The organism is Limisalsivibrio acetivorans, assembly GCF_000421105.1.
Taxonomy (GTDB): domain Bacteria; phylum Chrysiogenota; class Deferribacteres; order Deferribacterales; family Geovibrionaceae; genus Limisalsivibrio; species Limisalsivibrio acetivorans.
Genome location: NZ_ATWF01000001.1, coordinates 1,001,243 through 1,022,375 on the forward strand (window position 1 = coordinate 1,001,243; position 21,133 = coordinate 1,022,375).

At 49.4% G+C, this 21,133-nt stretch carries 17 protein-coding genes; 8 read left to right on the forward strand and 9 right to left on the reverse strand.

Translation table 11 applies throughout. The annotated features are described in order from the left end of the window. Positions 1 to 11: 11 nt before the first annotated feature. From atpA to K300_RS0104660, 4 genes are read right to left on the reverse strand one after another with little or no spacing between them, the layout of a single operon-like run. On the reverse strand, positions 12 to 1,523 hold the full coding sequence (gene atpA, locus K300_RS0104645; protein WP_022850501.1) for a F0F1 ATP synthase subunit alpha: 1,512 nt from the start codon (positions 1,521 to 1,523) through the stop codon (positions 12 to 14). A 39-nt stretch (positions 1,524 to 1,562) separates the two neighbouring features. Continuing rightward, positions 1,563 to 2,102, reverse strand: coding sequence for an ATP synthase F1 subunit delta (gene atpH, locus K300_RS0104650; protein WP_022850502.1), 540 nt, complete (start codon positions 2,100 to 2,102; stop codon positions 1,563 to 1,565). After that, entirely contained in the window at positions 2,099 to 2,677 is a 579-nt protein-coding gene (locus K300_RS0104655) for a F0F1 ATP synthase subunit B (RefSeq protein WP_022850503.1), read from the reverse strand. The genes atpH and K300_RS0104655 overlap by 4 nt, the downstream gene beginning before the upstream one ends. Before the next feature lie 9 nt (positions 2,678 to 2,686). Then, positions 2,687 to 3,109 carry a F0F1 ATP synthase subunit B gene (locus K300_RS0104660; RefSeq protein ID WP_022850504.1) on the reverse strand — a complete coding sequence of 141 codons (423 nt, stop codon included), beginning with the start codon at positions 3,107 to 3,109 and terminating at the stop codon, positions 2,687 to 2,689. Positions 3,110 to 3,645: 536 nt separating this feature from the next. On the opposite strand from K300_RS0104660, the gene K300_RS16015 reads away from it, so the two are divergent. Beyond that, positions 3,646 to 4,833, forward strand: coding sequence for a GGDEF domain-containing protein (locus K300_RS16015; protein WP_081646883.1), 1,188 nt, complete (start codon positions 3,646 to 3,648; stop codon positions 4,831 to 4,833). Positions 4,834 to 5,135: 302 nt separating this feature from the next. On the opposite strand, the gene K300_RS0104670 is transcribed toward K300_RS16015, so the two are convergent. Together K300_RS0104670 and K300_RS0104675 are read right to left on the reverse strand one after the other, a co-directional pair. Beyond that, positions 5,136 to 5,948 (reverse strand): MBL fold metallo-hydrolase, encoded by an 813-nt coding sequence (locus tag K300_RS0104670; protein WP_022850506.1) that lies wholly within the window; start codon positions 5,946 to 5,948, stop codon positions 5,136 to 5,138. Further along, positions 5,948 to 6,760: an ATP-binding protein gene (locus K300_RS0104675; RefSeq protein WP_022850507.1), complete on the reverse strand. Its 813-nt coding sequence runs from the start codon at positions 6,758 to 6,760 to the stop codon at positions 5,948 to 5,950. The genes K300_RS0104670 and K300_RS0104675 overlap by 1 nt, the downstream gene beginning before the upstream one ends. A gap of 67 nt (positions 6,761 to 6,827) precedes the next feature. Between K300_RS0104675 and K300_RS0104680 the strand changes: the two genes are divergently transcribed. From K300_RS0104680 to K300_RS0104690, 3 genes are all read left to right on the forward strand, one after another. Then, positions 6,828 to 8,255, forward strand: coding sequence for a phosphomannomutase/phosphoglucomutase (locus K300_RS0104680; RefSeq protein ID WP_022850508.1), 1,428 nt, complete (start codon positions 6,828 to 6,830; stop codon positions 8,253 to 8,255). Continuing rightward, a complete protein-coding gene (gene ispG / locus K300_RS0104685; protein WP_022850509.1) occupies positions 8,248 to 9,306 on the forward strand; it encodes a flavodoxin-dependent (E)-4-hydroxy-3-methylbut-2-enyl-diphosphate synthase in 1,059 nt (352 codons plus the stop codon). Before K300_RS0104680 ends, ispG begins: the two co-directional genes overlap by 8 nt. Positions 9,307 to 9,459: 153 nt before the next feature. Further along, positions 9,460 to 12,024: a putative bifunctional diguanylate cyclase/phosphodiesterase gene (locus tag K300_RS0104690; protein ID WP_022850510.1), complete on the forward strand. Its 2,565-nt coding sequence runs from the start codon at positions 9,460 to 9,462 to the stop codon at positions 12,022 to 12,024. A gap of 1 nt (position 12,025) precedes the next feature. Here the strand turns inward: K300_RS0104690 and K300_RS0104695 are convergent, their stop codons facing one another. Continuing rightward, complete coding sequence (locus K300_RS0104695; protein ID WP_022850511.1) at positions 12,026 to 12,523, reverse strand: hypothetical protein; 498 nt, start codon at positions 12,521 to 12,523, stop codon at positions 12,026 to 12,028. Positions 12,524 to 12,750: 227 nt separating this feature from the next. Between K300_RS0104695 and K300_RS0104700 the strand changes: the two genes are divergently transcribed. Next, the gene (locus K300_RS0104700) at positions 12,751 to 13,416 is read left to right on the forward strand and encodes a Crp/Fnr family transcriptional regulator (RefSeq protein ID WP_022850512.1); all 666 of its coding nucleotides are present in this window, start codon (positions 12,751 to 12,753) and stop codon (positions 13,414 to 13,416) included. Here the strand turns inward: K300_RS0104700 and K300_RS16490 are convergent. Then, complete coding sequence (locus K300_RS16490) at positions 13,391 to 13,579, reverse strand: uracil-DNA glycosylase (protein WP_081646885.1); 189 nt, start codon at positions 13,577 to 13,579, stop codon at positions 13,391 to 13,393. The two genes, K300_RS0104700 and K300_RS16490, sit on opposite strands and share 26 nt — an antisense overlap. Positions 13,580 to 13,652: 73 nt before the next feature. Between K300_RS16490 and K300_RS0104705 the strand changes: the two genes are divergently transcribed. Beyond that, entirely contained in the window at positions 13,653 to 15,581 is a 1,929-nt protein-coding gene (locus K300_RS0104705) for a M3 family metallopeptidase (RefSeq protein WP_022850513.1), read from the forward strand. A gap of 106 nt (positions 15,582 to 15,687) precedes the next feature. Here K300_RS0104705 and phrB read toward each other — a convergent pair whose 3' ends face one another. After that, complete coding sequence (phrB, locus tag K300_RS0104710; protein WP_022850514.1) at positions 15,688 to 17,010, reverse strand: deoxyribodipyrimidine photo-lyase; 1,323 nt, start codon at positions 17,008 to 17,010, stop codon at positions 15,688 to 15,690. Between the two features lie 84 nt (positions 17,011 to 17,094). Here phrB and metH point away from each other — a divergent pair, with 84 nt between their 5' ends. Beyond that, complete coding sequence (metH, locus tag K300_RS0104715) at positions 17,095 to 20,445, forward strand: methionine synthase (RefSeq protein ID WP_022850515.1); 3,351 nt, start codon at positions 17,095 to 17,097, stop codon at positions 20,443 to 20,445. Between the two features lie 128 nt (positions 20,446 to 20,573). Further along, a complete protein-coding gene (locus K300_RS0104720) occupies positions 20,574 to 20,963 on the forward strand; it encodes a class II SORL domain-containing protein (RefSeq protein ID WP_022850516.1) in 390 nt (129 codons plus the stop codon). Positions 20,964 to 21,133 lie beyond the last annotated feature (170 nt).

A 21,133-nucleotide genomic window follows, 5' to 3' on the forward strand; every position in this document is an offset into this window, starting at 1 on the left:
AAAAGGCCCCCTTAGCCTGCGGAGAAGATCTTCTTGAATTCTTCGATTGCTTCTTCAATCTTCTTTGTGAGCTCGTCGGAGAGCTTCTTCTTCTCTCTAATCTCATCGACGATCTCTGATTTATTGCTCTTAACGTAGTTTGCAAGCTCTTTCTCGAATCTGCCGATATCATCAACCTTGATATCATCAAGGAAGCCGTTAACACCGGCGTAGATTCCGATAATCTGCTCAACAACATCTGCGGGAACGTACTGTCCCTGCTTGAGAATCTCAACGAGACGCTCACCCCTCTTGAGCTGTGCCTGGGTGGCTGCGTCAAGGTCGCTACCGAACTGGGCGAAGGCCGCAAGCTCACGGTACTGGGCGAGGTCAAGCCTGAGTCGTCCTGCAACCTGCTTCATAGCCTTGATCTGTGCAGAACCACCAACCCTTGAAACGGAGAGACCAACGTTAACCGCAGGTCTTACACCGGAATAGAAGAGGTCGGTCTCAAGATATATCTGTCCGTCTGTAATTGAAATAACGTTTGTGGGGATGTACGCAGAAACGTCACCCGCCTGGGTTTCGATGATAGGAAGCGCTGTGAGTGAACCGCCACCCTTCGCATCACTGAACTTCGCCGCACGCTCAAGGAGACGTGAGTGAAGGTAGAAAACGTCACCGGGGAATGCTTCACGACCGGGAGGTCTTCTAAGAAGCAGGGACATCTGACGATATGCAGTGGCCTGCTTGGAAAGGTCATCATATATACAGAGTGCGTGGCCGCCTCTGTCTCTGAAATACTCACCCATGGATGTTCCTGCAAGGGGAGCGATGAACTGCAGAGGTGCAGGGTCGGAAGCGGAAGCGGAAACGACGATGGTATAGTCCATGGCGCCGTGTTTCTCGAGTACGTCTACCACCCTTGCAACGGTGGAGCGCTTCTGACCGATGGCGACATAAACGCAGATAACGTTCTGTCCCTTCTGGTTTATTATTGTATCGATGGCAACGGCTGTTTTACCCGTCTGACGGTCACCAATGATAAGCTCTCTCTGTCCTCTACCGATGGGGATCATAGAGTCGATAGCTTTGATACCAGTCTGGAGAGGTTCGTGAACAGGCTGTCTGTCAACGATACCGGGAGCGATCTTCTCGATCTGGTCGATCATCTCCGCTTCGATGGGTCCTTTTCCGTCGATGGGCTGTCCAAGGGGGTTAACAACACGTCCCACAAGGGCCTTGCCAACCGGTACTGAGGCAATGTTGCCCGTACGCTTGACGGTGTCGCCCTCACCGATGTGGTCATAGTCACCCATAATAACGATACCAACGTTGTCTTCCTCAAGGTTGAAGACGATTCCGTATACCCCTCCGGGAAGCTCAACAAGCTCACCAGCCATAGCATTCTCAAGACCATAAACCTTTGCGATACCGTCACCTGCGGAGATGATGGTACCAACTTCTTCCATCTCGACCTTCTGGTCGAAATTCTTGATCTGGTCCCTTATGATCTGGCTTATTTCTTCAGCTTTGATCTGCATCAGCCAAACTCCTTAAAATGTTTATCTTCTATATTCTTATCAGGAGATCAATTGATCTCTGAGTTTATCCATTTGTCCTTTGATGCTTGCGTCGTACTGCGTACTGCCGATCTTGGCAATCACACCGCCGATGATTTCTGCATCAACCGTTTCCTCAAGGCTTATCTTTTTGCCTGCCGCTTTGCCTAGAGCCTCTTTGAGGCCGTTTCTGGAATCCTCATCAAGCTCTGCCGCTGTGCGGATATATGCAGCAGCCTCACCCTTTTCATCCATGATTATATATTTAAGATGGTCCCTGATCTCCTCGATGAACTCGAGCCTGTTCTTCTCAGCAAGGAGCTTAAGGAAGGTATGAGCAAACTCACTCAGGCCGCCTTTATCCTTGATACTGTCAACAACAGCCATCTTCTCGGTTTTGGATATGAGGGGATTTTTAAGAAAGGCTTCAAAATCGCTGCTGGTTTTCTTTATACTAACAATACCAGAGAGATCTTCCAGAACAGATTCTGTGTTCCCCTGCTCCTTTGCCTCAAGGAATAGAGCCGAAGCATAGCGTCTGGCAATTACATTCGCTTTCAATTGCTCACCTCTATCTTCTTAATGTATGAGTCAAGGATCTCCTTCTGCTTTGCAGCACTGAGCTCCTTGCCTATCTTTGCCTGCGCAGCTTCGAGAGCGGCGAGAACTGCATCCTTTCTTATTTCCTGGGATGCCTTTTTAATGTCTGAGTCGATCCTCTTCTCAGCAAGTTCCTGCATCTTGCTTATCTGCTTTTCAGCATCCTCAAGGATCTCCTTCTTCTCGGCTTCGGCTGTCTGGAGTGCGTTTTGCTTCATCTTCTCCAGATCCGCTTCGTAGCCTTTCATTTTGATCTCGTAGTTGGTAATCTCGGTCCTGGCGTTCTCACTGGCCTCTTCTGCGTCTTTTATGCTTTTTTCCACTTCCTCGCTTCTCTTATCGAGGTAGTTAAGCAGGGGCTTCTTAAGCAGGTATATTAAAACCCCGGCAAATATAGCGAAAACAAGCAGCCTCTGGAAAAAGTTAGCCCAGAGAGCCCCCCAGTCCACAGCGTGGGAATCTCCACCTGTGGCCGCAAAAGCCGCGCCAGTGGTCATGACAAGCAGTAACGCAAGGATCAGAAAAGTCCTTTTCACATGAACCCCCTAAGCGGATTTAAGTACTTTATCTACAATAAGTTCGGAAAGCTCGGCAACCATGCCGTCCACCTGCTCTTTGGCTTTGGATTTCTCAGCCTCAAGCTCTTCGGCGGCTGAAGCTATCTTAGCATCAACCTCTTTCTTCGCCTGCTCAATCCTTTCGGCAGCCTCTTTGGAAGCTTCCTCACGGATTTTGCGGTGGTGCTCAGCAAGCTCCGCCCTCATTTCATTCATCTTCTCAGTGTATTCAGCCTTGCTCTTCTCTACCTTTGCACGAAGGCTTTCAGCCTCCCCAACAAGAGAGCTCACCTTGGAATCACGTTTTTCAACGGTGGCTATGGTGGGGTCGATAATCATCTTCTTTGCAAGAAAGACTATGAGCAGAAACTGAACGATCTGAATGACAACAGTAAAGTCGACGTATACCATTTATGACCTCTTAGAAAAGTTTATAACCCTTATGGAATGAGGAGTTTTAACACACCAAAACTGTATACAGTGTACAGCTCGATGGAAGGTATCAAAACTTGATTCCCTTGTCAATACAATTTATTACGCAGAAAAACGACTTCCAACCAGTGTTATAATTTTATCTTATTTCATTAATACTTTTGCCTATGAAATTTCATCAGTCTTTACAATTTTTTCCCCATTGGTGAACTAAAAGGAATATGTAAAATTTGTTTCCAAATATATGTTTATGATTTCAAATTTAAAACAGAGCGGGAGCCTTTCTAAGACCCTTCAAGCATGACAACATACCACCATACAACTATATTGTAAAATCCAAAATTATTTAAACAGAATACCAGTAAGATGGGTATTGATACGCCACTTCAGTCAAGGTAATATCTTATCAACAGGCTTTGCAAAAACGATCAGGAACATTTTAATAATTTTTCTGTTATAATCAATATTAAAGAACTAGAAGCCTCTATAAAATAATATGATTCCGGGTAGTTATAATGGCCGATGAAAGACTGGACGATGTATCGTCGAAGTTAAGCACAATAATACAATCGCTCCTGCGCAGAATGGCGGACAGGAAGGTTAGCCTCACAAAGGAGAACCTCCACGAGTTTCTCTATGACGACACAGCCTTCCGCAACCTTATAGATGAGATACCATGCGCTACGGACTTCGGTAATAAAACCGAGATCCTCGAATATCTGGCTCCCCTGAAAGGTTACGTCCATGAACAGGATATTAACCGCGTAGAGAAGATGCTTTTCGACAAGCAGACACCCTTTGACGAGGTTGTTGTCGAGCTCCTGAACCTGCTTAGCAGACATATTTTCAAAACCGGCGACAGAATGAACAAGCTTAATGTCATTATGGAAAAGCTCTTCACAAAGCTACTCTCAACACAAGATAAAATGACTATCAGCCTCGCAGATAATATCCGGTTCGTTGAAAACGATATAAGCAGCGACAGAGTCATCCTCGGCGAGGCCAAGGATATCGAAAACCTCCTTGATACCGATGAAGGCTTCGACAGCATCAAGGAATCCTTCGACAAGTTCCTTAAAACCTATGACAGCAAGGTAGACACAAAACAGGAGCATTTTGAGGGTTTGAATAAGGACCTCAACGACATTGAATCGGAGCTTGAGGCGTACAAGCACGAAGTGGACAAGCTCAAAAATCACCTCCAGAAATACCGCACAGAATCGATTACCGACCATCTCACTGGGCTGTTTAACAGGAAGTACCTTGAGATTAAGCTGAGCGAAGAAGCGGAACGCTTCGGGCGTCACGGTGAGCCCTTCTGCATGGTTATGCTCGATATCGATGACTTCAAGCATATTAATGACACCTACGGTCACCTCATCGGGGACCAGGTGCTTAAGCATATTGCCCGAATCGTTAAGGAATCCGTGCGCAAGACCGATTTCGCATTCCGCTACGGAGGCGAAGAGTTCACCTTCATGCTGCTGAACGCAAACCTTGAGAACTCATGCAAGATAGCCGAGCAGATCAGAGAGAAGGTTGAATCCACAAACTTCGCAATAAAGGACAACAGCTTCAACGTTACCGTAACCATGGGGGTTGCTCAATACCAGAAGGATGAAGAACCTGAGTCCGTTCTGGACAGGGCGGACAAAAACCTCTATGCGGGGAAGCAGAGCGGTAAAAACAAAGTAATCGGCTAAGGGGGCTGGTCTCGGGGGCTGGGCAGGGATACCTCAGTGGTTGAATGAGGCGCAACGCACGCTGGTTGGGCTGTACGTGATAACTCAGAATATGTGGGCTGACCACGAGGGATATATGCAGTGCCGACCTCGTTTACTGACCACAGCTGAGATTGCAAGCTAGCCAAGAAGACTACTCTCTAGGGATGCATGCGAATTGAGACACGTGACTGACAACGACTATACCAGTCTGACCACGAGGGATATATGCAGTGCCGACCTCGTTTACTGAAGGGGCAGGCCGCTCTTCCTACAGAGAATACTCAGCGGATTACCATACCGTCCCTGGAACAGATTACTGAGGAAAACTCCCTCTTTGCCCTGATATTCATTTCATCCAAAAGAACATCGTCATAGTCCGGATTATGGTGGTACAGTATCAGATTCTCAACCTTCGCTCTCTTTGCAAACTCCGCACCCTGGACATAGGTGGAGTGCCCCCACCCCTCCTTGGGAATACCGTCACGGTTTCCTTCGTAGTCCTCCGGCAGGTATGTGGTATCAAAGATAAAGTTGTTGCACTTGTATGCAAACTCCACAAGGAAGTCGTCCACGTCCGTTCCGTGCTCATAGTCCGTGGCGAAGAGAGTAACCCTTTCACCATCATCTATCTTGTACATGAGGCTCCCGTTAGGATGATTCCCCTCGGCGCTTGTTATCTTAACATTGCCGAACTGGAAGCAGTGCCCTCCCCTGATAAGGTTTATGCGTATGGTCGCCTTTAGCATAGACCGGGGAATGGGAAAAAACGGCGGATTAAACAGCACCTTCAGAAAGTCCTTGCTGTGAAGGGTGCTTTTATCCTCTAAATACAAAAAGATCGTCTTGTTCTCGTTATAGAAAGGGGTGAAGATCGGAAGTCCGGCTATATGATCCCAATGAAGATGGGTTAGAAATATATGATACTCTTTGAAATTCTGATGAGTGTTAAGCTGGAAAAGGCCAGTGCCGCCATCTATGACAATACAGCGGTCATCCCCCACAGGAGCTGTGAGGCAGGGTGTGTTGCCGCCATACTTTACGTATCTGCTGCCGGAAACCGGGAGTGTGCCCCTTGTTCCGAGAAAACGAATCATTAGAACCTCTTAATGAGCTCCACCCTTGTGCCGGATGAGTTGTAGTTCACCTCATCGAAGTACATTCTCGTTATGAGGATCCCTCTGCCGTGGAGTTTCAACAGACCCTCCTGCATGGTGGGATCGGGGATTGTGTCCACATCAAAACCGCCCCCCTCGTCCTCAAGGGATATTCTGACACCTTCGGAGCTGATACTGTAGGTAAAAATCACCTTCCTGCCGGAAATTGTTTTATCCGACAGCCTCTCGTTTATAAGCTCGTAGTATGTACCCTCCTCGGTGGCATTCAACTTGTCATCACCGGATATGTTCAGGTTACCGTGCTCAATGGAGTTTGTAAGCATCTCCGCAAGCCCTATCCTGATCTTTTCAAGCGACTGAAAATCGAGGAAGTACACAAACTCCTTCGTCAATATATAAACGATGCGCTCTACATTAAATATATCATTGCTTATATGAAAAACCTTGTCCATATGAACAGGCCGGACCGAAGGCAGGCAGTTTTCAAGTACACCGCCATGGCACACAGCATCCACAAGGTAGCGGAGCTGGATATGGTCAAAACTCCCGTCCACAACCATCAGATCGTCAAGCTTTGAGTTCTCTTCAGAGGCGATATAACAAACCGGTGTATCACGCAGACTGCTGTCCTTTGTTTTATCAAGTTCATCAGTAATAAATACAACTATAGAAACATCGTACTCAAAGGAGCTGCCCATATAGTCCACAAGCTCGAAACGCTCCTCTTCGCAAAAATCCCTCAGCCTCTCCAAGAAGTTGCTATTATTAATAAAACATGCTATCTTCTTCATAGATGGAGTATAGCATAGTTTTCTTAGAAATAAATAAAAATTAATTTCAAAGCAATGGAGTTTGTTTTTGATAAGCAGAACAATTTTCAGGGATTACGACATCCGGGGGAAGGTTCCCGGGGATCTTTCCCCGGAGGACGCAGTTCTTATCGCAAACGCCTTCGCCCATAAGCTGAGAGAGGAGTTCGGAGGGCGCAAGTGTACCCTTGCCGTGGGTATGGATGTACGACCAACATCACCCGAACTGCGTGACAGTGCCGTAAAAGGTATACTGGACGCCGGCTGCGATGCCCTTAAACTCGGCGTATGCCCCTCCCCACTTACCTACTTCGCTGCCCATTACCATAAACTCGACGGCTACATCATGATAACCGGAAGCCACAACCCCCCTGAATACAACGGCATAAAGCTGGGAAGCGTAAATACAGTTTATCATACAGACGCAATACTAAACCTGAGAAACGATATTATCACACTCGGCCACCGCAAGGAAAGATTCACCGGAACCCAGAAAAGCATCGACATAACAAAGGACTACGCCGACTGGTGCGAGGAACACTTCCGTAAGCTCCAATCAGACATATCCAAGCTGAGCCGAAAACCGAAGGTTGTTCTCGATGCAGGGAACGGAGCCGCCTCAAGGATAGCCCCGGAGGTATTCAGGAGAACCGGCTGTGACGTTGTACCCCTATACTGCGAGGAGGACGGCACATTCCCTAACCACCACCCAGACCCCACAGTGGACGAGAATCTGGCAGATGCCGTTAAAATCATGGACAAAGAAGATGCCGACTTCGTCGCCGCCTATGATGGCGATGCGGATCGCATAGTTATCGCCCTCCCCGGCGGCAAAGTTATAAGGGGTGACATTCTTCTTGGTATCTTCGCAAGGGATCTCCTCAGGAAGGAACCCGGCTCTGCTGTTGTTGGAGATGTAAAAGCCTCCGATGCCCTATATGATATGATAGCAGACTGCGGAGGCAGGGGGATCATGTGGAAATCGGGGCATTCGATGATAAAGGTGAAGATGGGTGAGGAGAAGGCACTGTTAGCCGGCGAGACCAGCGCCCATATATTCTTCGGCGACAGGTATTTCGGATTCGATGACGCCGTCTATGCATCCCTGCGATTTCTGGAGATCTACGTAAACGCCCTCAGCTCCGGCGAAGTGTCTGATGCCTCTGGACTTCTGGAGGGCTTAACAAAATATGTCAACACTCCTGAACTACGCCTCGAGTGTGGTGAAGAGGAGAAGGTTGAGATCACCGAAAAGCTGAAGCGGGTCTTCACAGATGAAAGCTTTCAGGAATGGAACGGCATTCGTGAGGTAAACTGTGTGGACGGTATCCGTGTACGCTTCGAAAGGGGCTGGGGGCTTGTTCGACCAAGCAACACCCAGGCGGTTATCGTCTTCCGTTTCGAAGCACTGGACGAAGAAAGCCTCAATAACTATATTGCCCTCTTTGAGAAAGAAGCGGAGCGCAGGATTGTATAAGAGAGAAGAAACAAAACAGATAAATGTGGGCGGAGTAGCCGTTGGCGGAGGCGCACCCGTCAGTATCCAGTCTATGACCAACACCGACACAAGGGATGCCGAAGCTACCTTAAAACAGATACACGCCCTTGAGGATGCGGGATGCGAGATTATACGTGTGGCCGTGCCGGATATGGAGGCTGCCGGCCGTATACGCACCATAAGGGACAATATAGCTATCCCCCTCATCGCGGACATTCATTTCGATCATAAACTCGCCCTGACCTCCGTCGAGAACGGGGCGGACTGCATACGGATAAACCCCGGCAATATTGGAAGCGAAGAGAAGGTTGTGCGTGTTCTTGACGCATGCAGAGCAAACGGAAGCTCCATTCGCATCGGCGTAAACTCCGGCTCGGTGGAGAAGGAGCTTGTAAAGCAGTACGGCGTGTGCGCAGAATCCCTAGTTATATCTGCATCTAGGCATGTAGAGCTTTTCGAGAAACACGGTTTCACAGATTTCAAGGTCTCTCTGAAAGGGAGTAACGTCCCCCTCAGTATTGAGGCGTACAGGCAGTTTGCCGAACAATACCCCTACCCTCTGCACATTGGGATAACCGAGGCCGGAACACTCTTTTCAGGGACAGTTAAATCATCCGCAGGCATCGGCGCCATCCTATCCCTAGGTATTGGGGATACCCTGCGTGTTTCCCTCACCGGGGATCCGGTTCAGGAGGTCCGTGTGGGATGGGAGATTCTCAAGAGTATGGGACTTCGCAGAAGGGGCCCTGAGGTGATTTCGTGCCCCACCTGCGGACGTGCTGAGATAGACCTCATAACCCTTGCAGAGAACGTGCAGGAGAGTCTTAAAGAGTTCAGAGACTACTTCACCGTTGCCGTTATGGGTTGCCCAGTAAACGGGCCCGGCGAGGCGAAGGAAGCGGACTACGGCATAGCAGGAGGCAAAGGGCAGGGACTCCTCTTCAAGAAAGGAAATATCATAAGTAAGGTTCCCGAAGGGAGGCTTCTGGAGTCTCTGACCGATATGTTAAAAGCTGAAGGCCTCAGCTGAAAGTATTCACCGTCAACAATTATATATTTATCGGAATATAAGTATTGTCTGACATTGTTTTGCAATTTTTCTCTGGCATCGCTTGATTAATAATGATACTCTGCCCAATTCATTAGCTCATATTATGACAACCTCAGGAGTGTTTCTGTACCTATGAAAAGCATCAGGCATTACGTAATCGCTGCATCCATTCTGACAAGTCTTCTAATGTTTGCAGGTGTTTACGGTCTTGCCGCAGCCCTTTATAACCGTATGCTCGTAAACTATGCCGAGGAAACCTCAAATATCCTTATGCGGCAGGCCTTCAATGCCCTATATATGGGTATGGAAAGAGGGTTCACACGCTCTGAACTTGAAGATATCGTCAAAGGGATAACCGAGAGTTACAGCGAAACCGGTATAGCCATAGAGATATACCGTGGAAAACCCGTCGAAAAGCAGTTTGGCGAGATAGCCGAACCCCAGCCGGATAACGCTGTGAGCACTGCGATGCAAACGGGCAGATCCACCAGTATAAACAGGAACAATCTTATAGTTGAGGTACTCCCCGTTAAGGCAGAGCAGGAGTGCCTTGTCTGCCATAACGATGCCGAGGTCGGCGATGTCCTCGGAGTAATCCGCACCGAGCAGAGCCTTGAGAGCCTTAATAAGGAAGCGATGGAAAACTTCTTCTTCGTCCTCCTGGCCGTTCTTCCACTCCCTCTCATAGCGGGAATCGCTTCCTCCTGGGTTCTGAATAATAAAATACACAGTTCCATCAATACATTCCACAACGCAATAAAGAGCATCTCCTCCATGGAGGACTTCGAAAATCTCAAGCTTAAGAACGATAGCGAGGGCTTTAAGGAGATAAACCTCATAATGGATCAGCTTGAGGTGCTTGCCAAACGTCTTCGAAGCATTGCAACCGATAAAACCCTCCTGCAGTTCCAGATAAGGCTCATGGAGAAGCTGGTGATAACGGCGGAATCTATCTCCGACTGGGAGGGGTACATCAAGGAGCTTATGAAGGAGCTGAACGAAGTAGTTGAGATTTCGGCTCTTTTCGCCGCATTCAAGCATGGGGACGGGTATGAACTGAACGTGTTCTGGATGAAAAACCCCACCCGTGAGCTTCGCACGAACCTTGAGGAGTCCATATACGAGGTATGTATCCGAAAGGAGCTTATAGAGCAGCTTAAGGATAAAACCATACGGCATCACGTCGTTGAGATATCCGAAAACATGCCCTATGCCGACAAGGGAACTATTGTAAAACAGCTCAGCACCCAGTCATTCATAGAAGAAAGGGTCGGAAACATTATCGGAGCTGGAATATACAGCCCCCTAATAGAAAACCACGACCGTGCCCTTATCATAGAAAGCACACTCAGCACACTTATGAACGTAATCGGCTCAGTAAGGGCTATCAACAGTTACACGAGGGATGTCGAGTTTTACGCCACAAGGGATCCCCTCACCAATCTACACAACCAGAGGATGTTCTGGGATCTCCTCCGTGCGGAAACGAAGCGTGCGGAGAGGCATGGAACATGTTTCTCCCTCGTAGTTATAGATTTTGACAACTTCAAGCTCATCAATGATGTTTACGGCCATGCCTTCGGAGACAAACTCCTCCAGCAGTTTGCTGAAACCCTAAGAAGCTGCAGCCGTGAAGAGGACATAATGGCTAGGTACGGGGGCGACGAGTTCACGCTGATGCTCCCAGAAACCGACAGTGATCAGGCCTACACCGTTGTAAAAAGACTAAAGGAGAGCCTGGACACCGTCTCGGTAACTGCCCCGGACGGGAAGCATATCAAGGCTACTACCTCCATCGGTATCGCCTCATACCCCTCCCACGCAGGTGAGGATAAGAAGCTTTTCCTCGTTGCCAGCAATATGATGTACAAAGCAAAACGTGAGGGGAAAAACAGGATATCCATACCCACCGGCGATGATATTATGGATGCCCTCAAGCAGGAGGGTGAAAAGAACCAGATTATACTCGAAGCCCTTGAAAAGAATACACTAATACCCTATTTCCACCCGATTATGCTCCTTGGAGACATGAGCGTTCAGGTTCATGAGCTTCTTATGCGCATACCCGTGGGGGACAAGATTATGGCTGCGGGGGAGTTCATCGCCGATGCAGAGAGCATGGGCGTTATGCACAGGCTTGATATATGCCTTATGGAAAAGGCTTTTGTAAAAATAAATGAGTGCGGTTACAAGGGTCTGCTCTTCATAAACCTTTCACCCAAATCCCTTGTTATTGATGAATTCGTTCCCAACATCCTTGATCTTGTCAATAGGTATGAGATTGATAAATCCAAGATAGTATTTGAGATAACCGAGCGGGAAACAGTGCGCAACATCTCTTCTCTGCAGAAGTTTATTCTGGATCTCAAGAAGGAGGGCTTCATGTTCGCCATAGACGATTTCGGCTCCGGCTTCTCCTCCTTCCACTACGTTAAGATGTTCCCCATCGACTACATTAAGATCGAAGGTGATTTCATTAAAAACCTTCTAAACGATGAAGTTGATATGGCGTTTGTGAAGAGTGCGCTGACCCTGGCAAGGGAGCTTAATATCAAGACCGTGGCGGAGTTCGTGGAGAATGCTGAGATTCTGAAATCGCTCCACGATATGGGCGTTGACTACGCCCAGGGATTCTATATCGATAAACCGATGCCTGAACTCCTTGCCACGGGTACGGTAAAAAAGGAACTTTGCTGAATTAAGCCCTGTTCAGCCTATCCATAAGGTGTTCGTAGGTATCATAAACCGCTTCTGGGATACTCTCTCCGCTCTCCTCGCTCAACCTGAGCCCTTCGCTTAGAGCCGCTATAAGCCTCTGGTTTTCCGAGCCGGAGGGGGAAAGATCCTCTATAAGATCCATCAGCCTGTCCGATGTTTCCTCAACGCTGAAATACCCGCCGGATAGAACCTGTTCTGCGGCCCTGTCCATCTCCTCCTCCATGCTGAGCTCATCGCCATCGCCGAAGGAGAAGCCGTCCATATCCCCTGTTTCGAGCTCTTCGTAACGGTTCCATGCCTCTGCCTGCTCCAGGAACATGCGGGAAGTCTGCCCTGCGAGATCACGCAGGATATCCTTATCCCCCACAGCCATGGAGAGTAGTTCATCAAAGCCCGAGGCCTCGTCTGTTTTTTCCGGCTTCCTGTTCTCCTGTAAGGAGTCAGGTGTACTGTTAAGAGGGGGTATCCTCATATCCATAACACACCTCGTGTTCCATATCGGAAATACTGTCAAATTCCCCTGCCGCATTTATTAAGAGGGAGATCCCGAAACCGCGCCGAAACGGGCTTTTCCCCTGCGGCGATCGATCCTATCGACGATCACGGCGGTGATCTTTAAGGTTTTTTTAAAAAACTATTTCATTGAAAAAACAAACGATAAAAGCTATCATTGGCACACATTTAAACAAGGTATGAGGTATACAGATGAACATTCCCTCCGAGCTTAAAAACGTAAGCCTTTTTAGAGACATACAGATGGACAAGATCGAAAAGCTTGCCAAGAACCTCAAAACCAAGTCCTATGAAAAAGAGGAAACGGTTCTTTACAAGGGGGATCCGGGAACGGATCTCTGCATCGTGCTAAACGGCTCTTTCAGGGGTGTTCTCATAGATGAGGACGGGGACGAGATTCTGCTATACCGCTTCCGTAAGTACGATTTCTTCGGTGAGTTCAGTCTCATAGACCAAAAGGAAAGGGCCGGAAACATAATCGCCGATGAGGATTCAATCCTTCTTAAGATAGGGCGTGAGCCCTTTTTCCGTATGGTTCACGAGGAACCGAAGCTCGCCATAGCCATGATGTGCGTTCTGACAGAGAGACTACGCAAGGCGGATGAGCTCATAGAATCCCTGGCATTCCTCAACGTCAAAGACCGGATAATGAAACAGCTGTATGAGTTTGCCCTCGATTCCGGAGAGAAAGCGGGGCAGTATTACCGCATTCGCAAGTTCACCCATCAGGAGATATCCTCCATGATCGGCGCCTCAAGGGAATCGGTTACCAAATGTCTCAAGATTCTTAATATCGAAGGGATGATAAAGATCAAAGGTGATTCCTTCTACGTTAAGGAGCCTTGTCACCTTTACTGAACTTCTTCTCCTCAAAGTGCAGACAGCGTATGCCCGAGCTCTTAAAAACCTCCACAGAAGGCATCGCCTTTGACTTAAAGCCAAGCCTGTCACAGCCGTGGGGCATCTCCGGCTCCCATGTAACAAAGTAGTGTACGCATCTATAACAGTTTATCCTTTCCAATTTCGCACCCTTGAAGTCTGCTTAACACACATGTATATTATTTATTCGGATAACTAAAATCAAGGGGTAAGGAATGTTTGCAGAATACTGTGACAATATGCATAAAGCGGCAGCTGAAAAGCTTCCTGCAGAGATTGAAGAGGCCAAGGCAGAAGCGGAACAGCTCTGGCTAATGGAAAACAAGACGTACGACAACTTTATTAAACCTCTCGAGGAGCGTGGGGCAAGGCTTAACGAGCTGTTCTTCCCCATATCCCATCTTAACTCGGTAAACAACGATGAAGAGAGCCAGAGGATATACGCAGAGGCTCTCCCCCTTCTCACCGACTACTCCACATGGTTCACCCAGCATTCTGGGATCATGCAGGGGGTTAAGGAGGTGGCTATCCACGAGGATCTCTCCCCCTCCCGTAAAAAGGTTATCGACGACATGCTCACAGAGTTCCGGCTTGGGGGCGTTGATCTGCCCGAGGAGAAGAAGAAGCGTGTCAAAGATATAAAGCTTCGCCTCAGCGAGCTTGGCAACAGCTTCTTCCAGAACCTCCTCAACGCCACTGGCGAGTTTGAGATGAAGGTGACGGATCCTGAAAACGTGGAAGGTATGCCCGAGAGCGAGCTGATGAGCGCAAAATGTGATGACGGATGGGTATTCACACTCCAGATGCCCAGTTACCTGGCATATATGACCTACGGCCCTAACCGTAAGATGCGTGAGAAGCTCTACAGAGCTTACACCACAAGAGCACCCGAGAACGGCGACATCATTGAGGAGATCCTCACACTGCGCCACGAGCTCGCCCAGCTCATCGGCCTTAACGACTACCGTGAGTTCTCCCTTGCCACGAAAACAGCGGAGAAGCCCGCAGATGTGGTGGAATTTCTCCGCTACCTCCTCTCAAGATCCGAGGAGCAGGCGTTCAACGAGGCGGGTGATATGGTAAAGTTCTCAGGGCTCGAGGATTTCTCCGCATGGGATGCCATGTACTGGTCGGAGAAGTACAAGAAGCACCTGTACAGCTTCGATGAGGAGGAGTACAGACCCTATTTCGAGAAGAACAATGTTGTTGAAGGGCTTTTCACCTTCCTTGAGAAACTTTTCGGTCTCGGCTTCACAAAGCCGGATGTACCCGTATGGCATGAAAACGTGCTCGTCTACGACCTTGTACGAAGCGGAAAACCCTTCGCAAGACTTTACATTGATCTCGAATCACGGAAGGAGAAGCGTGACGGTGCCTGGATGAACAACTGGCAGACGCACCACACATACAATGGCGAAACCGTTCCGGCGACTGCTGTGGTCGTTGCAAACTTCCCCCCTGCCAAGGGGGACAGCCCCTCACTCCTGCGCCACAGGGATGTAGTCACCCTCTTCCACGAGATGGGTCACGCCCTCCAGCACCTCTGCAGTGAGGTGGATGAGGCCTCCGTAAGCGGAGTTAACGGAGTTGAGTGGGATGCTGTGGAGTTCCCCTCCCAGTTCCTAGAGCTCTTCGCCTATGAAGAGGAGGTACTCAGGATATTTGCCAGGCATTACAAAACGGGTGAAACCATCACACCGGAGATGATAGAGAAGCTGAAGGCCGTAAGGGACTACCACTCTGCCATGCAGATGGTGCGCCAGATAGAGTTTGGTCTCTTCGATATGGCGATACACGAAAAGCCCCACAGCCAGGGGGATATACAGGAAGTACTCGATAAGATCAGGGAACACACTGCACCAATCAAACCCCCTGCATATAACAAGTTTCAGCACGGCTTTGCCCACATATTCGCCGGCGGATACGCCGCAGGCTACTACAGCTACAAATGGGCGGAAAGGCTCAGTGCAGATGCATTTCTGCAGTTCAGGAAGGCAGGAATCATGGATCCGAAGCTGGCCGAAGGATACTACGAGCATATCCTCAAGAAGGGTGGAAGCGACAACGCTATGAAGCTCTTCAAGGAGTTCACAGGCAGGGAGCCGAGCAGCGATGCACTCCTTGAGGTTAACGGAATAAGATAACACTGAATAAGATAACAACGGGGGGGCTTAAGGCCCCCTCGACTTATCGTCTTTTCCGGCACTACGGCAAGGGAAAGAACGTTATAACCATTATCGCAATTAACCCTCACCCCTGAGAACGTATATAGGCATCCACATCGAATTTTCGCTTTAGACCGTTGTAGTTCATATAGCGGACCTTGCCGAAGATCTCCCGCTCCTTCCACGGCCGGTCATGCTTGCCGAAGCACCATAGAACGCCTGTGAACCCGTTGGGATCACGCCCGTCCAGATGGTATTTATCGTTGAGGTATATGGCCGCTTTATAGGCTTCTTCGGCGGACTCACTCCATTCGATTATCTTCTTACCCCAATACATACGCATGTAGCCGTGCATCTTTCCGGTACGCTTCATCTCAAGCTGGGCGGCGTTCCATGCGGGATCGTGGGTGTCGCAGTTCTCCAGCTGTTCGAGGGTATACAGGTACTCCCGCATATCCCCCTCATGTGCTTTGAGGGTATCCTGAGCCCACCCCGGTAGAGCATTAAGGCTGTCGTAGTCTGGATTATAGAATGCCATGTTCACAGCCAGCTCACGGCGAACTATGAGCTCCTCAAGAAATGCTGGTGAACCCTCTTTCCCCTTCGCTTCCAGGGCTATCTCGAGGGGAGAGATCTGGCCAAAGTGCAGGTATGGGCTAAGCCCGCTCACAGCACCGGAATTCGGATCGTTGCGCTCTTCATCGTACTGGTGCAGTACATTCTCAATAAAATAATCGAGCCTCTCCTTCGCATGGGAGTATCCACCCTTACAACCCGCTACTGGCTCTACGCTTCTGTCAAGCTCGAGCGTGTCCAGCAGTCCATCAAGGTGCTCGCTATCAAAATCGTTACCATCAAAAGGGTTCTTCAAATCAATAACTGGGGGCTTCTCCATAAAATAGTCGAGGAGTTTATTAATCTTAGGGCGAATGGTGTAGGCTCCATACTCCTCCTTACCCGAGGCGGACTCCACGGGCACAACAACATCGCTCTCCACCTGCACCACCGGACAGACGGCCCTATCCCCAACGTTCCTTCGCCACTCCCTCTGAATGCGCAGATAACCACGCTCGCAGACTATCATCGCTGCCTCATCCTCAAAGCTCAGAACCACCTCATCGGGGGAACCAAGCCTAACCACAAGGGGGATACCCCTCTCCTTCAATGCCGCTTCGAGTTCCATGAGCCCCTCAAGCATAAAGGAATAATGCCTCATGTTTGCCCCGGGGAAGTTCTCCGTAACCCCGAATACCGCCAGAACGGGAAGCCCCTTCGAGTTGGCCTGATGGACGGCATATTCGAGGGCGTGGTTGAAATGCGCCCTCTGGGACTGCTGTATCCATAAAAGGACGTATTTTCCGCTCATTTCACCTTTATTAAGTACCTGAATCCGATCTTTTCCAGACATAAAGCCTCCTGAAGGACTATAAACCGTTGCCGAAAGGGCTGTGTCAGTGTAGATTACTCCACACAAAATTAAAAGGTTGGGATTATGTTCAGAAAGTACGCATCAGAGAATATTGTTATCTTCGACGGAGCGATGGGAACATCGATCCAGAATTTTGATATAGACGATTCCGTCTGGCAGGACAAGGCGGGGTGCAGCGAATGGCTTAACGTGGCCGCACCGGAGATCGTCGAAGCAATACACCGGAGCTACTTCAAGGCGGGTGCCGATGTTGTGGAGACAAACACCTTCGGCGGAACCGAGCTTGTTATGAAGGAATACGGCCTCGAGGATCGTGTCGATGAGCTGAACCTTGAGGGCGCCAGGATCGCAAGGCGTGTGGCGGACGAATTCGGCAAGTTCTGTGCCGGCTCCATAGGCCCCGGAACGAAGCTCCCCTCCCTTGGTCAGATAAGCTTCGATGATCTGCGCTTGATGTACGGCCGGCAATGCGAAAAGCTCATAGAGGGGGGTGTGGACCTCCTTATTATAGAGACCTGTCAGGATCTTCTACAGATCAAGGCGGCGGTTAACGGAGCGATGGATGCCAAAGAAAGTATGGGAAGCGATCTCCCCGTCATGGTATCCATAACCGTTGAGAGCACCGGAAGCATGCTCATGGGAACGGATCTTACCGCTGTCTGCGCCGTTCTGCGTGATTACCCCCTCTACTCCGTGGGGCTTAACTGCGCAACGGGTCCAGATATGATGTTCGGGCCGCTCAAAACCATATCCGAAGGCTGGGACAGGGATATATCCTGCATACCCAACGCAGGCCTGCCGGAGAATATCGGCGGAAAAACCGTCTACAGCATGACACCGGAAAAGCTTGCAACCATAGTATCCCAGCTCATGGACAAATACCCCGTAAACATAATCGGCGGATGCTGTGGAACCACGCCGGAACATATTCAGGCACTCCGCAAGATGGCGAACGGACGCAGACGGAACGAGCCCTCGCCCATAGACTATCAGGGAACATGTGCAAGCCTGTACTCCGCCATGAACCTCAGCCAGTCACCAGCCCCCGGACTCATAGGGGAGCGTGCCAACGCCAACGGAAGCAAGGCTTTCCGTGAGCTTCTTCTGGCCGAGGATTTCGACGGCATGCTCGCCGTTGCAAGAAATCAGGAGGCGGAGGGAGCACACTTCATCGATGCCTGCGTAGCCTACGCTGGTAGGGATGAGGCGAAGGATATGAAACGCTTCATGTTCGATCTGAACAAGAGCGTAACCGTACCCGTTGTTATCGATTCCACAGAGCCTGATGTGCTTGAAACCGCCATGAAGCTCTATGGCGGAAAACCTGTCATAAACTCCATAAACTACGAGGACGGCGGAGAAAAACTGCACACAATCCTCAAGCTTATAAAACGCATGCCCGCTGCAAGCATCGCCCTCACCATAAACGAAGAGGGTATGGCGATGACTGCCGACGAGAAATTCGATACAGCGAAACGCCTCTACGATGTATGGACCGGAGAATATTCCCTCCCGCCGGAGGATCTTATAATAGACCCCCTAACCTTCTCCATAGGAAGCGGGGACGAAAAGCTTAAGAATGCGGCTCTGGCGACACTGGAGGCGATAAGACGCATTAAGGCGGAACTCCCCGGTGCAAAGACGGTTCTCGGGCTTAGCAACGTATCCTTCGGCCTCTCCAAGGAGAGCCGCCCCGTGCTTAACTCCGTATTCCTCCATGAGGCCGTTGAGGCCGGGCTGGATATGGCCATCGTGCACGCCAGCAAGATTCTACCCCCCGCCGCCATTGATTATGAGGACAGAAAACTATCCCTAGCCCTCATAAACGGTGAGGATAATGCGCTCACAGAATTCATAGAACACTTCCAGAACCGTGAGGGGATCGTTAAAGAGGCGGAGCCCGAAGATCTCAGCGATGAGGAGCGACTCGAAAGGAAAATAATGGGAGGGGAAAAGAAAGGACTCGAAGAGGTTCTGGATACCCTCATGGAGACCCATCCCCCCATCGATATAATCAACAACCTTATGCTCCCCGCCATGCAGAAGATCGGGGATCTATTCGGTGAGGGTAAGATGCTTCTCCCCTTCGTTCTCCAGTCCGCGGAGGTCATGAAGCAGGGGGTCAAACACCTTGAACCCTTCATGGAACGCAAGGAAGGGGACACGAGGGGTAAGATTGTCCTCGCCACTGTGAAGGGTGATGTCCACGACATAGGTAAGAACCTCGTGGAGATAATCCTCTCCAACAACGGCTACACGGTGCATAACCTGGGCATCAAGGTTCCCGTGGAGGAAATGATCGAAAGCGCAATCAAGGAAGGTGCGGATGCCATCGGCATGAGCGGTCTGCTAGTTAAGTCCACGGTTATCATGAAGGAGAATATCGAGGAGCTTAAGCGTCAGGGGCTTGATACAAAGATAATGCTCGGCGGTGCGGCACTGACTAAGAACTTTGTCGAGGATCAGTGCGATACGGTTATGCCCGGCAAGGTTTTCTATTGCCGTGATGCCTTCGATGCCCTCAAGGTGCTGGACGGCTCGGCAGAAGCCGCACCGAAGCCTGAGAAGAAATCATACCCCAAACCACCATCGGCGGCTGCGGAAAAAACGCCCATACATCACGACCAGATACCCGAAGCCCCCTTTCTAGGAACGAAGGTGGAGTTTGATATAGACCCCCATGAAGTGGGACGCTACCTAAACCGGCAACTCCTCTTCTCCTCACGCTGGTCATACAAGAAGAAAGGGCTCAGCACAGAACAGTATGCAGATATGATGGATACGGAGATAATGCCTGAGTTTGATAAGGCGTGGAAGACCGTAATGGAGAAATCCCTGCTGAACCCCGCAGTCACCTACGGATACTTCCCCTGCAAATCAAGGGGGGACAGCCTTGATGTGTACTCCGAAGACAAGTCAGAGGTGATCAAAACCTTCGAATTCCCCCGTCAGAAGGGGGGCGCCGAGCTCTGCCTTGCGGACTACTTCTCCCCTGATAGTTTTGATCTGCTCCCTCTCCAGCTGGTAACCATAGGTAGAAAGCCCGAGGAGTTCTGCAAAAAGCTGTACGAAGAGGACAACTACAAGCGGTACTACATATACCACGGCTTGTTTGTTGAACTCACCGAGGCGCTTGCGGAATACTGGCATAAGGTTATGCGCTCCCAGATGGATATAGACAAGAGGGACGCAAAGACCCCCGACGGTATAATCGGCATGCAGTATCAGGGGAAGCGCTACAGCTTCGGATACCCCGCCTGCCCCGATCTTATGGGTAATGCAGACATAGCCGAGATGCTTGAGGCTGATATCCTCGGAATCTCTGTGACAGAGAACGGCGAGATGGTTCCCGAATTCTCCACATCGGCAATTATCGTACATAATGATGCCGCAAGATACTTTAACGTAAGGTAGATGTATATTAAAAAGACCAGAATAGTCTTAATATGTATTGACTTGTAAAAAATCTTTAGATAGGTTGAAGTGTGTTTTTGAGGTGTTATACTTATAGAGTATGATTAAGCCAAAAAGGAGGATACATTATGGCTATTGGAGATTTTGTAAAAACTGCTGATTTCAAAAGTGAAAAACACGTACCCGTTGTAGAGGTTCCCGCAGGCGTCAAGAAGGGCGAGGCCTTTGATGTAACCGTTTCTATCGGTAAAGAGATCGCTCACCCAAACACCACCGAGCACTTCATCGCATGGATCTCTCTTTACTTCAAGCCCGCTGACGGCGGCGTTGTTAGCCATCTCGCAAAATTCGACTATATGGCCCACGGCGAAAGCACAAAGGGTGCAAACGAAGGCCCCGCTCACACTGAGCCCTACTCCGTAGCAAAGATCAAGCTCGATGAGCCCGGTACCCTCGTTGCTGTTAGCTACTGTAACATCCACGGTCTCTGGGAAGGCTCTGCGGAAGTTAAATTCTAATATTTCAATAAAATTTATATATGATTGATAAGGCGGGATAACACCCGCCTTTTTTTATACCTAAATCGAGCATATGTTCATATGCTACAAAATACCTAGTATTTTTATATTGACACCCGTTGCCAAAAGTTTTATACGTCTAACTATCTTCAGAGCGCTAAAGATAAACA